Genomic DNA, 15,282 nt, shown 5'->3' with positions numbered 1-15,282 from the left:
AAACCTCGCTTTGCCCAGATTGCCTCTGAGTTTCTGGAGTTTATCAATGGTGCTCAATTAATCATTCACAATGCGCCGTTTGATATTGGCTTTATCAATCACGAATTTGCCATGTTGAAACCCGTTATTCCACCAGTGACGGAATACTGCGGTGTGATCGACACGCTGGTGATGGCGCGTCAGAAGCATCCAGGCCAGAAAAACAATCTGGATGTGCTCTGTAAACGTTATGGGGTTGATAACTCTCAGCGTGACCTTCACGGGGCCTTACTGGATTCGGAGATTTTGGCCGATGTCTACCTGTTGATGACGGGTGGGCAAACGAATTTAATGCTGGGAGCTGAGTCTGAAGATTCAAACTCGGACTCAGAGCAGGTCAGCGGTATTCAAAGGCTTGATTCAAATAGAACGCCGCTGAAAGTAATTAGAGCGGGCGAAGCTGAATTGGCGGCACATGAGGCAAAGCTGAGCGAGTTGGGTGAGAGCTGTCTTTGGAAGAGGCAATAGGTTCTGGCCCGGTTTCTGAGTGTAGTGACCATAAATCTGAATGCAGTGACCATAAATCTGAATATAGTAACCATAAAAAAAGCGAGCCTATGGACTCGCTTTTTTGTTTCTGCAATGGGCTTAAATTTACAGTTTTATAAGTACCATCATTAAACCGACCCCACCCAAGACAATCGTATAGGGAAGCGCCATTACAACCATTCTGCCGTAAGACAAGCGAATCAAAGGAGCCAAAGCTGAGGTTAGCAGGAACAGGAATGCAGCCTGACCATTAGGCGTTGCAACACTGGGGAGATTCGTTCCGGTATTAATAGCAATCGCCAGTTTGTCAAAATGTTCACGAGTGATCTCGCCAGCATCTAAAGCCGTTTTCACTTCATTGATATAGACCGTCGCAACAAAAACGTTGTCGCTGATCATGGATAACACGCCATTAGCGATAAAGAACATAGCAGGCTGGATAGACTCTTCCATGGCCAAAACATAGTGAATGATTGGGCTGAATAAATGTTGATCATGAATTACCGCCACAACGGCAAAGAAGACCACCAAAAGCGCAGTGAATGGAAGTGCTTCTTCAAACGCATGGCCAATCTGGTGTTCCTCAATCACGCCGTTAAACGCAGTGAGCAAGACGATAATCATTAAGCCAATCAAACCAACTTCGGCAACGTGCAGTGCCAGGGCAGCGACAAGAAGAAAAGCTACTATGGCCTGAACCAGCAGTTGGGCTACGTCACGTGGACTGCGCTTCTTCTCTTCGTTAGCTGCGAAATCCTCAAGAACGTGACGTACGGGTTCGGGTAAGTGAACGCCATAGCCCATGATTTTACACTTCTCGAGGAGAAAGCATGTCCCCAGTCCTGCGGCTAAAACGGGCATTGTAATCGGAGCCATTCGAAGGAAGAAGTCGACAAAGCTCCAACCCGCTATTTGAGCGATCAGCAGGTTTTGAGGCTCGCCCACCAAGGTGCATACGCCGCCCAGAGCCGTACCTACAGCGCCGTGCATGATCAGGCTACGGAGGAAGGCTCGGAAAGCATCAAGGTCTTCGCGGTGGAAGGCGGTTACTTTCTCATCACAAGAGTGGTCATGACTATCCTGCTCATGATGATGTGTATTGCCAGAGGCGACCTTGTGATAAACCGAATAAAAGCCAACCGCCACAGTGATCAATACGGCTGTCACCGTCAGTGCGTCCAGAAACGCTGACAGAAAGGCCGCGACCAAGCTAAACAGAAGTGAAAGCATTGTTTTTGAGCGCACACCAATGAGAATCTTGGTAAATACAAACAGCAGCAGGTTTTTCATGAAGTAGATGCCTGCCACCATGAATACCAGCAATAAGATAACCTCAAGATTGCTTTCAATTTCGGTATAGATGGATTCGGGGCTGGTCATACCCAGCATTGCAGCTTGAATCGCTAACAGTCCTCCAGGCTGGAGTGGATAGCACTTCAAAGCCATCGCCAGTGTGAAAATGAATTCAGCGATCAACAACCAGCCAGTAATAAATGGGCCCACGGTAAAAAATAGAATAGGGTTGATGACCAGAAAGGAGACAATGGCCTGCTTATACCAATTGGGGGCCTGTCCCAAAAAATTCTTGCCGAGTGCCTTAAATAGTGTCTGACTCATGTTCTTATCTCGTAGATGTCACATTCGTGACAGCGATCAAATTAACTGAAGTTGCTATGCGGTTTACTGTTTTAACATACCGGAAGTTATCGGCTAGAGCGTCGTTTTCTGAGTAATACGGCTAGAAATCTCAGGCTGCTGGCCAAAATGCGATGGTGAAAGTACCCTGATCGTGAAAAAATTCAAGTATTTCAATAAGATCTGACTGTATTTTGATGGTTTTTTTGAGAATATAGCCAGACCATTGGGGCTTATGCTTTCCTGATTCAGTGTTTAAGGCTGATAAATGGCTTTATTCAGTGCCGGGGGGCTATGTAAGTTGGTACAAAGCTTAAACCACCAGTAGAACAGGTCAGTCTGAGAAGTCCGGCCAATGAATAAATATTAAGGAAGAAGCGTGGTACAGAATGAAAGCGTTAACATCACCTCTCTGAACCTGGTCAGTGATGAACTGGTTGCGACGATCGAACTGGCGGCTACCAAACTAGAGCAGTTTGTTGCGGATACCAACAACGGTGAGTTACTTCAGGCAAGTATCGAAGCGATTGAGCAAATTCGTGGTACTTTGCGACTGATCCAGCTGTATGGCGCCGATATGCTGGCCGATGAGATTCTATCCGTCGCTCAAACCATTACCTTGGGAGAGGAGCAGGGTCTTGATCAAATTTTGAGCGTTTTGACGGGGTCGTTCTTTATCCTACCCAGATATCTCGAATACACACAGCAAACACGCCGCAGCATGCCGGTCCTCTTGATCCCTTATATCAATGAACTCAGACAGCTGACTAAAAAGCCCCCAATCTCTGAGAGCCACTTTTTCCAGGCTGATCTTACCGCCAAATACAAACCCAAATCCGCAGGCTCGGCTATATCAGTTGATGACCTGTCGGCATTGATTCGCCGCCTGAGACACATGTTCCAGGTAGGTTTGCTTAACGTATTACAAGGTAAACAAAAGCAATCGGCCCTCGGTATTATGCAGAGAGCACTGGAACGGCTTGAGATCATCTCAGGTGATCGCTCCATTGCTCGCCTTTGGTACTTGGGGGCGACCACGCTTGAAGTCATCCGCACCAACCATATGGAACTCAATAAATCTCGCAAGCTCTGTCTCACCGCCCTGGATCGGCAAATCAAGACTCTCCAGGATAAAGGGATACAGGCTTTTGAAGTTCAGCCTTCTGAGATGATGTTAAACCAGTTGCTGTATGTGATTGCGCTGGCTCACAAACCGACTGATAAAGCGAAGGAAGCATTGAATACCTTCGCTGTTGCCCCGCTGAGCTACAGCGATAAAGACCTGATGAATGAGCAGGAGGCCTTAAAAGGGCCGAGCGTTAATACGGTGGCCTCTGTAGCAGCTGTTCTTAAGGATGAAATACGGGATATCAAAGAAATCCTGGAGAATTCATCCCAAGCTGATGACAAAGGGTTGGCCGACTATGGGGATTTGGCTGGCCACATCCTGAAAGTGGCAGAAATTCTTTCAGTCGTGGGACTGGTCTCTGCGGGTAATACACTAAAAGAAGAGTCAGCAAAAATTACCGCTTTGCGTGATGCTAATACTCCGGCTGAAGCCAACGATCTGATTGAAATTGCCGACTCTCTGCTTTACGTCGAAAGTACAATTTCAGGTCTGGGCACCTTAAATCTGACACATGAAAAACTGGCCCAGGCTAATGCTCTGGCGCGTCAGGAAATCATTGCTTCCTCGCAGTTGGCTGAAGCTGAGTTATTGGTCATTCAGGAAGCTGAATCGGGCCTGGCTCTGGTTAAGCGAGCCCTCAGCGCATTCGCCGAGTCCAATTATGATTACGGCCATATTAAAAATGTGGGGGCTACTCTGACTTCGGTTCGCGGAGGTATGACTGTACTCAGTTTGCCGAGAGCCGCCGCTGTCGTCGCCAGTTGTGTGAATTTTGTGGACGATACGCTCCTGTCGACCAATAAAACGGTGGCGACTCAACAGCTGTTGGAAACCTTTGCCGACGCCGTCATTGGGCTCGAATACTACCTGGATGAAGTCAAAGAAAATAAAGCGGCAGACGATTCGATATTGGCGATCGCCGAAGAGAGTTTACAAGCGCTAGGGTATCCGGTCGAACAGTAGGAAGCCGGCTCGGCGTATATTTTACGGGGTTATCAAGCAGTATGTTTATACCTGGTCACGCTCCTCAGCAAGAGGGTTCCGACAGATGTTATGTGCCTGTGTCTCAAGGGCAGGTTCTGTGTTCTGACGTAGAAGGCTGGCAGCCGATCAATGCCAGCGTCTGGCGCTTTGCCAATCCCCAGCTAGAAGCCCCTGTGCACTATATAGGTAGCTATTTTGATCAGGAATGCTACGTGGTTGTGCTTGATCAGTTGCCGGATGTCCATGAACACAGCTGGTTAGGCTTGGGGCAGCTTCTGGGCTTGCTGAGTGAGATCGACTACGCAGTGGCTGCCAGGGCCCTTCAGATTGTAAACTGGGAGCGAGATCATCAGTTTTGTGGACGATGTGGTTCACCGACAGAGAAGCATATCAAAGAGATGGCGAAATACTGTACGCCATGTGATCTGCTGTTTTACCCTCGTTTATCACCCTGCGTTATTACCGTCATTACCCGTGGTGAAGAATGTCTTTTGGCACATAACCCGACTTTCCCATCTCGTTTTTTTAGCGCATTAGCCGGTTTTATTGAGGTCGGTGAAACAGTCGAATCCGCACTCAGACGAGAAGTTGAAGAAGAAGTCGGACTGAAAGTAGGGCGGCTAGAGTACTTTGGTAGCCAAGCCTGGCCTTTTCCTGGGCAATTGATGATTGGCTTTTTGGCAGAATACGAAAGTGGCGAGATCGCCGTAGATGGCATCGAAATTGAGGAGGCCAACTGGTTTCGATACGACGATTTACCGATGATTCCTCCCGACTCAACGCTTTCGGGTCAACTCATTCAAGAGTTTGTCAGACGACAAGAAGACCAGGGGCAGTGAGGCTCTGATATTTGCACGGGCTTCATCAGGGTTTGATCTTCAGAATTTAAAGATAAGGATAATTTATGCTCTACGATGGATTGGCGGTAGTCGTGGCTATCATTGCTATAGCGGTATTGCTCTGGGCGCTAAAAACGCTTTTCCGCCGCGGTTGGTTTCTGGGTTGGCTGAAAGGCACGCTGGGCTTAGTGCTGGTCAGTATTGCGATTGTCATCGGTCTACTGGCATGGGATGTCTTCAGCTATGAAGAGCTGCTAGGGGATACACCGGTGGCCACCATTAGCTTTGAAGAATTGGAAGATCAACACTATCAGGCGACAGTGGTCTATGCCGATGGTGAAGAATACCAATTCGACCTCAAGGGTGACCAGTGGCAGTTAGACGCGAGAATTTTTAAGTGGAGTCCTTCGTTGGCTCGCTTTGGTTTAAAACCGGGATACCGTCTGGATCGGCTATCCGGACGCTACTACTCACTGGAGATGGAGCGTAATGCGGAACGAACGGTCTATGAATTGAACCCCAGTCAGTCGTCAGTTGACCTGTGGCGCTGGTTTAAGTCAATTGATCAGCAAGTGCCCTGGCTCGATGCACTCTATGGCAGTGCCACCTATGTACCTATGAGCGATGGTGCCTTGTATGAGGTTAACTTGTCTCATAGTGGCCTTCTGTCGCGACCGTTGAATGAACCTGCCAAGCAAGCCATTAGGCGCTGGCAGTGATCGAATTGTATTACTGAAGAGCCAGGAGACGTTTGTTTTAGCCCCTGGTTTGTATGGCGTATAATCCCCAACAGTATTAACTGTTATCAGCATTCAGAACAAGTGGAGTAACTTTTGGAATTTTTAATGGAATACGGCCTGTTTTTGGCGAAATCGATCACCGTTTTGGTGACCGTTGTGCTTATTGCAGCATTGTTAGTGTCCTTGGGGCATAAAGGCAAAAGCTCAGATAAGGGCCATATTGAAGTTACACATTTAAATGACAAGTTTGACTCGGTGCGTGATGCTCTGAAAGATGCGGTCTTTGATGAAGAAGATCGCAAACAAGAGATCAAGGAGCAGCAAAAGAAAGAAAAAGCTGAGGCCAAGGCTCGCAAGAAAGCGGCCAAAAAAGGTGAGACTCAGGATTCGACAGCTAAACCCCGTGTGTTTGTTCTTAATTTTGATGGTGATATCAAAGCTTCGGCTGTTGAAAACCTGCGAGAGGAAATCAGCGGTGTGCTCAGCCTTGCGAATGAGAAAGACCAAGTGGTTTTGCGTCTGGAAAGTGGCGGTGGAATGGTACACAGCTATGGGCTGGCATCCAGTCAGTTAGATCGCATCAAGAAAAAAGACATCCCCTTGACCGTTTGTGTCGATAAGGTCGCTGCCAGCGGAGGCTATATGATGGCTTGTGTTGCGGATAAAATTCTCGCCGCACCTTTTGCTGTGATGGGGTCTATTGGTGTTGTGGCACAGCTGCCAAATTTCCACCGTCTGCTAAAGAAAAATCATGTGGATTTTGAGATGTTGACCGCCGGAGAGCACAAGCGAACTCTGACGATGTTTGGGGAGAATACTGACAAAGGTCGTGAGAAGTTTGTCGAAGACCTGGAAGATACTCATGAGTTGTTTAAAAGCTTTGTGGGTGAACACCGTCCAGTTGTTGATATTAATGCTGTGGCTACCGGAGATGTCTGGTTTGGTCAGCGTGCGTTGGATAAGCAGTTGGTTGATGAAATCAAAACAAGCGATGAATACATACATTCACTGGCAGAGACAGCCGATGTGTTTGAGATTGAATATGTATTCAAGAAAAGTATCCATGAAAAGTTGGGGTTGGCCGCACAGGGAGCCGTAGACCGGTTGTTATTGACCTGGATGGGCCGTTTGCAGAATAGCCGCTTCTTTTCCTGAGGTATTTGCATCATTTAATGAGGTAAACGTTATGGCTGATAGCTTCAAGGCACTTTGGGTGGTTGAGAATGACAGCAGCCATTATGAGATGTCACTCAAGACGCGTGATATTGACGATTTACCGCCTCATGCCTTGCTGGTGAAGGTCAATTATTCCTCGCTGAATTATAAAGACGCTCTGTCAGCTCATGGTCACAAGGGCGTAACCCGACAATACCCGCACACGCCAGGCATTGATGCCGCCGGCACAGTCGTCAGCGATGAAAGTGGTACCTTTCAGCCGGGTGATCAAGTCATTGTGACCGGGTATGACCTCGGCATGAATACTCCCGGAGGTTTGGCTGAATATATCCGCATTCCTGCGGAGTGGGCCGTGTTGTGCCCGAAGGGACTGACACTGAGAGAGTCCATGATATTCGGAACCGCGGGGCTAACTGCCGCGCTGTGTATTAATAAGCTGCTGATGGCCGGGGCAAAGCCTGAGGATGGGGATGTGGCCGTTACTGGCGCTACGGGTGGTGTTGGCTCTATGGCAGTAGCGATTCTTGCAAAAGCAGGTTTCTCGGTTGCGGCGATTACCGGCAAGCTGGAGTCAGCAGAAAGGTTGACTAATCTCGGGGCAACGAAGGTGATTGATCGCAATAGCCTGGATGAGTTGACCGATAAAGCTCTGGCCAAACCCCAGTGGGCTCATGCTGTTGACTCTTTAGGCGGCGAGTATCTGTTTTCGCTGGTGAAATCGTTGAACTACAGCGGCAGTGTCGCTGCCTGTGGTTTGGCGTCAGCGCCTGACTTTAAAGCCAGCGTTATCCCTTTTATCTTACGCAATGTGAATCTACTCGGGATAGACAGTGTGGAGCTTCCTTTGGCGGAGAAAGTGGGTATTTGGGAGCAGTTGGGGCAGGACTATAAAGTGGATCAACTTGGCTTGATGGCGGAAGAAATCAGCCTTGAACAGGTGCCCCAATACCTTGCCCAGATTCATAACGGACACGCCTTGGGGCGTTATGTGGTCAAAATGTAGTCTGCTTTTGCTTTTTGAAGATATAACTTGCTAAGACAAGTATTCGTCGCAGCTTTCATGAATCTCTTTTTCAATGCTGGATCCAAACGATCTCACCAGCAGGCCTAATTGCACATCGACCTGAAGGCTCTCATCATTGCTCGTCAGTACCCCCTTGCTGCCACTGATGTGCTTGTAATGAATAACATTTCCATCAATCACTTTTGATCCGCCAATACGGTCAATCAACTTGTCAGTGATTTGTTCTGCAAGCTTCAGGCATTCTGCCTGACCTAACTTATGTTCACGTTCTACACGAATATTTTTCATCGGCTTGAGTGTCTCGAGTCGGTTGTGATTATGCTGAAATAGTATCAAATTATCCGGCACGTTCGTTACCCATAAAGCCTGCACCGAAAGATTTATCTTAATACGTGGTTCTCGTCATATAAAGTGATTCAGTTAAGAATAAGGTTTAACGGTTATTGATAAGAGACTGATAGGTTATTTATTATCAGTAAGTTACACTCTTTTTCTAAAGTAAAATGTAGGCTTGGGTGGGGCGCCTAAATTACACTAGGTTTCTTTTATAAATTTCATATAGTTAAGGATCGAACAAACCTTTCCTCTGTGTGCGGAATATTCTGTATGATTTGGTGGTTTGACGTGACGCTGCGAGCGATCGCTTGTTCCTGACTCTCACCCTTTACAAGGATTTTTATGGAAGGTTTAGCCTATTGGATATGGATTGCTGCCGGAATCGTTATTGCTCTGCTTGAGTTACTAATCCCAACGTTCTTTGCGTTGTTGTTTGGTTTGTCAGCCATCGTAGTTGGAGTTGTGACTTTGGTTTACCCCGATGTCAGTTTACAAATTCAGCTTATCGTCTGGTCCGTTCTTGCGGTTGTCTCCACGGTACTCTGGTTCAAGTTCTTCAAGCCTTCGAAAACCCCGCCAGTCACCAGTGATGCAGTGGTAGGGCAGGTTGCTATGGTTGTTGAAGATATTAGACCTGAGCGAGAGGGCATGATTCGGTTTACCATTCCAGTTCTTGGGGAATCAGAATGGAAAGCCACAGCAGCCGTTAAAATCTCAACAGGTGAGCGAGTGACTGTTAAAGATTTTGATGGACAATTATTAATCGTAGAAATTTCAACCAATCAATAATTAATAGGGATATTTATGAACGATATTAACACCGGCACATTGATGATCACTGGGCTGATCTTTGTCTTTATTCTGGTTACGGTAGCCAAAGGCGTTCGTTTAGTGCCACAGGGGAGTAACTGGATCGTCCAACGTCTGGGCAAATATCATACAACGTTGCGCCCAGGTCTTAACTTCACCATCCCTTATGTCGATGAGGTGTCACATAAGATGACGACCAAAGATATCGTTCTCGATATCCCGAGTCAGGAAGTCATCACAAAAGACAATGCCGTCATCATTGCCAATGCCGTGGCTTATATCAATATTGCGAACCCTCAGTTGGCAGCTTATGGGGTAGAGGATTTCACCGTCGCTATTCAGACCCTGGTACAGACCAATCTGCGTTCTATTATCGGTGAAATGGATCTGGATGACGCACTGTCCTCCCGTGATCTGATTAAAGCCAAGCTGAAAGATGGTATCTCTGAGGATATCAAAGATTGGGGAATCACCCTGAAAACGGTTGAGATTCAGGATATTAACCCCTCTGTAACCATGCAAAAGGCCATGGAAGAGCAGGCGGCGGCAGAGCGCCAGCGTCGAGCAACCGTGACCAAGGCGACAGGTGACAAATCTGCATCTATTCTTGAGGCTGAAGGGCGTTTGGAGGCTTCCCGCAGAGACAGTGAGGCTCAGGTGATTCTGGCTGAAGCAAGTCAGAGAGCTTTTGAAAAAGTGTCCGCCGCTATTGGAAATCAGGAGCTGCCTGTGATGTATTTGTTGGGTGAGAAATACATTAGCTCTATCGAACAGATGTATTTGTCGGATAATAGTAAAATGGTTGTTTTACCTGCAGATTTACAGGCCACACTGAAAGGTTTAATGGGAAAGTAAGCCAGTAACTCCACCATCCCATACTTATGCTAGCCTCTCTAAGTGAGGCCGAGGCGTTAGTGTTCTCTCGGGTTGATCCCGGCTTTTGGGTCGGGAGTCTCTTTCTTTAATTTGGCACAAGGTACGCACTAGTGAGCCGTCGTAATACCCTGAAAACTTTGCTTGTACTTGTTGCCTGCCTAAGCTGGGCGGCATTATCTCCTGTTTCTTATGCTGAGTTAAGCTCGTCTAAAGACTCCGAGAAAGTCGACGCCACGCAGAGCCTGAAAGACCTTGAGGCCCGTTTGAATGCCATAGATGCATCTGGCAATACTTCTGAGAAAAACAAAGAGCTCATCAAGGACTTTTATCAGAGAGCCATTGACAATATCACTGCAGCCACCGAGAACCGCGCTAAAGCAGAGCAATATATCGAGTTGATGAATACGGCTCCAGGGAAGTTAGATGAGTTACAGCGTGATATTGATGAGAGCCGGGATGTTCAAGTCTCGGTTTCTGACACGCAATCCATCGAGACTTTGGAGCAGCAGCAGCTAGAGCAACAGGCCAAGTTGCTAGAGTTACGGAACAAGCAAGCCGATCTGAGTACAAAAACTCTTTCAGAACAACAGAGTATCTCCAATTTATTGGAGGAAGCTCTACAGCAACAAGCTACAGCTCTGGCCGATTCCGGCAGTCAACCAGTCGCTGAACCCGTTGAAGTTGCCAATGCGCGTAAGGCCCTTCAACTTAGTGAAATAGAGGTTGCCAATTCAAGAGTCGAAATGTTGCGGCAAAGACTCATGTCACGAGACACCCGGCTTCAGGTGTTAGCTCGTGAGCAGCAATTGATTGCACGTCAGGTCAAAATTTCCAGCACCAGACTCACGGCCATTGAAGATACCCTTAACAGGTTGCGTCAGACGAAAGCCGAAGAGAAAGCAAAACAGGCCGAGCAACGAGAGGCCATGATTGACGCTTCTGATGAAAGCGTGAAAGAGGTTGCCAGTGAAATTACCACGTTGGCATCGGATATTTCAAACGTTACCAAGCGTATAGACGCTCTGTTAAGTCAGTTGGATGACATGCGTCAGGATCGCTCACGAGTCGATCGTTACTTTAACAGTATGTCTCAGCAATTGGCCATTGCAGGCGCCGATCGCCTTGCCTCTCTAAGTGTCGATCTTTTAGCCCAAAGACAGCAGTTTGCTAAAAGCTTACCCGAAGCGCTGGACGTCAATACGCTCGATAAAGAGTTAACCAAAGCACAGTTGAAGCAACTTAGTCTAGAAGACAAGCAATATACGTTTGTCGATGATTCAGATCCGCTCACAGGAGCGTTAGCCAATGAATTATTAGAAGAGCAACAGCGGCTCTTGCAAGACGGAGTGAAATCATACCGCCGTTACACCGCAGTTTTGATGGATGTTTTAAATGAAGAAAAAGCACTCCGGACGAAAATTGATGAATACCAAAACTTACTAAACAGCAGACTGTTTTGGATCCCCAGTGCTTCGCCAATCTACGTCTCGTTTTTTGATGGTTTGAAAACAGAAATCAAAAGTTATTTTGATTTGAATCAATGGACAAAAATGTTCAAAGCCACAGATCTGGATGAAGATTGGAGCTTTGTTGGTATTTTCCTGTTCCTGATTGCTGTTTGTATTTTAGCCTTTCACAGTGTTCTGAAAAAGTTACTGAATCGATTTGGGGAGAATGTTGGAAAAGTTAATAAAGATAAATTTTCCAAAACTGTCTTCGCACTGATTGTTACTATAATTCTGGCATTGCCCGGGCCTCTCTTCCTAATCGCGCTCATTGACTGGATTCCCGGAGGACACATTGGATTACCACAAAAATTGCGTTTAGGTTTGGCTAATGCGGCTTTGCTTTGGTTGTTGTTAGGTATTTTTCGGCAAATTTGCAGAAGCGGGGGGGTTGCCGAAGTACACTTTCAGTGGAGCCCGCGTATATTGAATCTGGCTCAAAACCATTTGCCGTGGTTCACAATGGTTCTGGTTATTCTCTCATTTTTTATGCAGGTTGCCAGTGATGTTCATGATACTTATCAGACTATCAGCCGCTTGCTGTTTGGAGCAGTTTCAATAACGTTGTCTTATGCCATACACCAGGCCCTCAAGCCGGTGCCGGTATTATCTGATGATGGCGAGCCCATTCAGACCTCTCGCCAACGGCGGTTCTTCCGCTATTTCGTTTATGTATTGTTTGTTGTCTTGCCCCTGGTGATGCTACTGCTGTCATGGGTCGGCTATCACTTTACAGCACTTGAAGTACAGAACCGCCTATTTCTCAGTGCCTGTTTGCTGGCTATTCTTCTGGTTTTGTGTTCGCTGGCATTGCGAGCAGTAGCAGTTCTTGAAAGACGGATGAAGTTAGAGCGGCTTAAGGCAAAACGTAAAGCTGAGCGTGAATTGCATGAAAGTCGTCTGGCCGCTGATGATGGTAGTGAGGCACTTCCAGAGGTTGTTGAAGAGCCCGAGTTTGATATGGCTCAAGTCAGCAAACAGTCTAGAGGGTTTATTGGTGTATTGACTGTAATAGTTTCCATTTACCTCCTCGCTGGGCTCTGGGGGGATGTCATGCCGGCTCTTAATATGTTTGACAAAATGGAGCTGTGGTCAGTTTCGACCGGTGACCCGAGCATTCCGGTGAAAAGTATTACAGTCATTGATGTGGTGTTGAGCATCTTTTTGTTGGTGATGACCTATCTAGGCGTTCGGAATATTCCAGGTATTCTGGAAATATCGGTTCTGAGAGGTGTCAATCTTGGTCCAGGCGGCAGTTATGCAATAACAACAGTCGTCAAATACATTATCGTCGTCGTTGGTGTTATCTCGTCCCTCAACCTGATGGGGCTTCCCTGGTCCAAACTTCAGTGGCTTGTCGCAGCAATGGGGGTCGGACTCGGATTTGGCTTGCAGGAAATTCTTGCAAACTTTGTGTCGGGCTTGCTTATTTTGTTTGAGCGCCCAATCAGGGTAGGGGATACCGTTACGGTTGGTACAAATACCGGAACGGTCACCAAAATTCGAATTCGTGCTACCACCCTGACCGATTGGGATCGTAAAGAGCAAATTATTCCCAATAAAGTCTTTATTACTGAGCAATTAACCAACTGGACCTTAAGTGATCCTATTACCCGCCTTGTGGTAAAAGTGGGTGTTGCTTACGGCTCGGATGTGGTTAAGGTTCATGAATTACTGACACAGGTCGTTACTAATAATTCAACCGTTGTCACTGATCCGCCGCCATCCGTATTTTTTGTGGGCTTCGGTGATAGCAGTCTTGATTTTGAGGTGCGGGTGTTTGTCCCGGGGCTTATAGAGTTAATGCCGCTTGTGCATGAGTTGCACATGTCTATTAATGAGACGTTCCGCGAAAACGATGTTGAAATCCCTTTCCCGCAACGAGATGTCTGGATACGCGAAGTTCCTGATGCGCGGATTAATGAGCCTTTGCCACCCATTCCGAGCGGTGCACAAGCGAAATAAATACTGAGGAATACGGGTTTTGGTGGAGCAGGCGTAACAAGATTCCTAAATAGGAGTTTCTGTGAAAAGTGTCTTTTTTGCTTTAGGTTTTCGACCGTTATTTTTCTTTGGCAGCCTTTTCTCAGTCATTGCTGTTCCGCTGTGGGTGGCAATTTTGAATGGTTACCATGTCACTTGGTCCCCCATAGGAGGGTGGCTGGCATGGCATCAGCATGAACTCCTGTTCGGCTTTACAAGTGCCATTATCGCTGGGTTTCTATTGACTGCTGTAAAGTCATGGACTGGGCAGTCCGCTTTTTCTGGGCGTCCATTATTTTTGCTAACGCTTCTTTGGTTACTGGGGCGGGGGAGTTGGTTTGTTAATACACCGCTGCCTGTTCTAACCGCTGTAAACCTGCTGTTCTTAATGGCCGTCGCGGTGATAATGTTTCGCGGTTTATGGTCTGTCAGACAGCGACAAAATTATCCGGTCATAGTTATTCTTCTGCTGTTGATTCTTGCGGAGGCTCTGTTCTTTACCGGTCTGGATACCGGTGACGCTTTGTTAAAGCAACAGGGAAATCTATCGGCTCTGTGGTTAATAGCCGCACTGATCAGTTTGATTGCAGGTCGTGTTATCCCATTTTTTACTCAGCGGGGCTTGAATCTCGAACAAGAAATCATAGTCCGACCCTGGTTGGATAACTTACTGCTGGGTGGCGGGGTGGTTATAGCTCTGGCGTACGCTCATGGTGAGTTAAACCAAACTTCTTTATGGGCCGGAATAGTTTTCTTACTGCTCTTTATCGGGCACAGTTTTAGACTTGGTTCCTGGCTTAACAGGAAAGTATTTCATGTCCCTCTGCTGTGGTCTCTCTATTTGGCATATCTCTGGTTGATTATTGCCTGTGTCATGATGGCTGCCTGGAACTTTGGATTATTGACTCAATCCAGCCTGGCTGTACATGCTTTAAGTGTGGGCGGTATAGGAGGCCTTATCCTGTCGATGTTGTCCCGTGTCACGCTGGGCCATACGGGGCGTCCTTTGTCCTTACCACGATTTTTTGTGGCGGCATATCTGTTCATAAATTTTGCGGCAATATCCAGAGTGATTGGCGTTACCTATCTGTATATTCCGGCACTGGGAGTGGCTGCTTTTTTCTGGAGTTTGGCTTTTATTCTGTATCTTGTTATTTATGGTCCAATGCTGGTAAGGCCCAGAGTCGATGGAAAACCTGGCTAGCTTAGGAGTTGGGCGAGTAATAAGGGTAAAAAAAGGACTGAAATTACTGTAGAAAGAACCACAATCCCGGCAACTTCTTCGGGTTGTTGCTGATAACGCACCGCAAATAAATAGTTGAACACGGCGGCGGGCATCGCAGCTTGTACCAGAATGACGTCTCTGGTTGTTCCAGTAACGTCCAGCGCATAGCAGGCAGCATAGGCGACCAAAAGGCTAAAGCTGATCCTGAAGACACTGAGAAATAGGGCACGCTGCCAGAATTCTACTTTTAAACTGGTTAATGAAACACCCAATGTAATCAGCATCAGAGGAATGGTAATGCCGCTCAGCAGATTTACCGTATGGGATAGCCACACAGGCAGTGATAAGCCATATAGGTAAATGATCAGGCCAATAATCATGGCATACAGCATCGGCTGCTTTAACAGGTTTTTGATGGCATGGGATATGCCGCGCTCGGTACCTTCAAGGACCAAAATCCCAAGAGTTAGGTGGCCGAACATCATTAACAGG

General features: G+C 47.1%; 13 protein-coding genes. 10 read left to right on the top strand and 3 right to left on the bottom strand.

Annotated elements, in window-relative coordinates:
* Positions 1 to 507: DNA polymerase III subunit epsilon (gene dnaQ, locus ACTG33_RS09970; protein ID WP_439135066.1), on the top strand; the 507-nt coding region annotated here is incomplete at its 5' end.
* Positions 508 to 633: 126 nt separating this feature from the next.
* Here the strand turns inward: dnaQ and nhaB are convergent.
* Complete coding sequence (nhaB, locus tag ACTG33_RS09965) at positions 634 to 2,145, bottom strand: sodium/proton antiporter NhaB (RefSeq protein ID WP_439135065.1); 1,512 nt, start codon at positions 2,143 to 2,145, stop codon at positions 634 to 636.
* Between the two features lie 397 nt (positions 2,146 to 2,542).
* Here nhaB and ACTG33_RS09960 point away from each other — a divergent pair, with 397 nt between their 5' ends.
* The 5 genes from ACTG33_RS09960 to ACTG33_RS09940 all read left to right on the top strand — a co-directional run bounded on the left by ACTG33_RS09960 (position 2,543) and on the right by ACTG33_RS09940 (position 8,034).
* A complete protein-coding gene (locus ACTG33_RS09960) occupies positions 2,543 to 4,255 on the top strand; it encodes a pilus assembly protein (protein ID WP_439135064.1) in 1,713 nt (570 codons plus the stop codon).
* Between the two features lie 41 nt (positions 4,256 to 4,296).
* The gene (nudC, locus tag ACTG33_RS09955; protein WP_439135063.1) at positions 4,297 to 5,115 is read left to right on the top strand and encodes an NAD(+) diphosphatase; all 819 of its coding nucleotides are present in this window, start codon (positions 4,297 to 4,299) and stop codon (positions 5,113 to 5,115) included.
* 65 nt (positions 5,116 to 5,180) lie between these two features.
* Positions 5,181 to 5,834 carry a cation/multidrug efflux pump gene (locus ACTG33_RS09950; RefSeq protein WP_439135062.1) on the top strand — a complete coding sequence of 218 codons (654 nt, stop codon included), beginning with the start codon at positions 5,181 to 5,183 and terminating at the stop codon, positions 5,832 to 5,834.
* Between the two features lie 114 nt (positions 5,835 to 5,948).
* On the top strand, positions 5,949 to 7,010 hold the full coding sequence (gene sohB, locus ACTG33_RS09945) for a protease SohB (RefSeq protein ID WP_439135061.1): 1,062 nt from the start codon (positions 5,949 to 5,951) through the stop codon (positions 7,008 to 7,010).
* Positions 7,011 to 7,041: 31 nt separating this feature from the next.
* Entirely contained in the window at positions 7,042 to 8,034 is a 993-nt protein-coding gene (locus ACTG33_RS09940) for a YhdH/YhfP family quinone oxidoreductase (protein WP_439135060.1), read from the top strand.
* Between the two features lie 30 nt (positions 8,035 to 8,064).
* Here ACTG33_RS09940 and ACTG33_RS09935 read toward each other — a convergent pair whose 3' ends face one another.
* The gene (locus tag ACTG33_RS09935; protein WP_439135059.1) at positions 8,065 to 8,343 is read right to left on the bottom strand and encodes a polyhydroxyalkanoic acid system family protein; all 279 of its coding nucleotides are present in this window, start codon (positions 8,341 to 8,343) and stop codon (positions 8,065 to 8,067) included.
* Between the two features lie 390 nt (positions 8,344 to 8,733).
* Between ACTG33_RS09935 and ACTG33_RS09930 the strand changes: the two genes are divergently transcribed.
* From ACTG33_RS09930 to ACTG33_RS09915, 4 genes are all read left to right on the top strand, one after another.
* Positions 8,734 to 9,180: an NfeD family protein gene (locus tag ACTG33_RS09930; RefSeq protein ID WP_439135058.1), complete on the top strand. Its 447-nt coding sequence runs from the start codon at positions 8,734 to 8,736 to the stop codon at positions 9,178 to 9,180.
* 15 nt (positions 9,181 to 9,195) lie between these two features.
* The gene (locus ACTG33_RS09925; protein WP_439135057.1) at positions 9,196 to 10,056 is read left to right on the top strand and encodes an SPFH domain-containing protein; all 861 of its coding nucleotides are present in this window, start codon (positions 9,196 to 9,198) and stop codon (positions 10,054 to 10,056) included.
* A gap of 131 nt (positions 10,057 to 10,187) precedes the next feature.
* A complete protein-coding gene (locus ACTG33_RS09920; protein ID WP_439135056.1) occupies positions 10,188 to 13,547 on the top strand; it encodes a mechanosensitive ion channel domain-containing protein in 3,360 nt (1,119 codons plus the stop codon).
* A gap of 61 nt (positions 13,548 to 13,608) precedes the next feature.
* Complete coding sequence (locus ACTG33_RS09915) at positions 13,609 to 14,769, top strand: NnrS family protein (protein ID WP_439135055.1); 1,161 nt, start codon at positions 13,609 to 13,611, stop codon at positions 14,767 to 14,769.
* Here the strand turns inward: ACTG33_RS09915 and ACTG33_RS09910 are convergent.
* Positions 14,766 to 15,282: AEC family transporter (locus tag ACTG33_RS09910; RefSeq protein WP_439135054.1), on the bottom strand; the 517-nt coding region annotated here is incomplete at its 5' end. The two genes, ACTG33_RS09915 and ACTG33_RS09910, sit on opposite strands and share 4 nt — an antisense overlap.

This window comes from Pseudomaricurvus sp. (genome assembly GCF_965662505.1).
Classification (GTDB): Bacteria; Pseudomonadota; Gammaproteobacteria; order Pseudomonadales; family Cellvibrionaceae; genus Pseudomaricurvus.
Note: the sequence above shows the minus strand (reverse complement) of the source record. Positions and strands in the feature narration are given on the sequence as shown.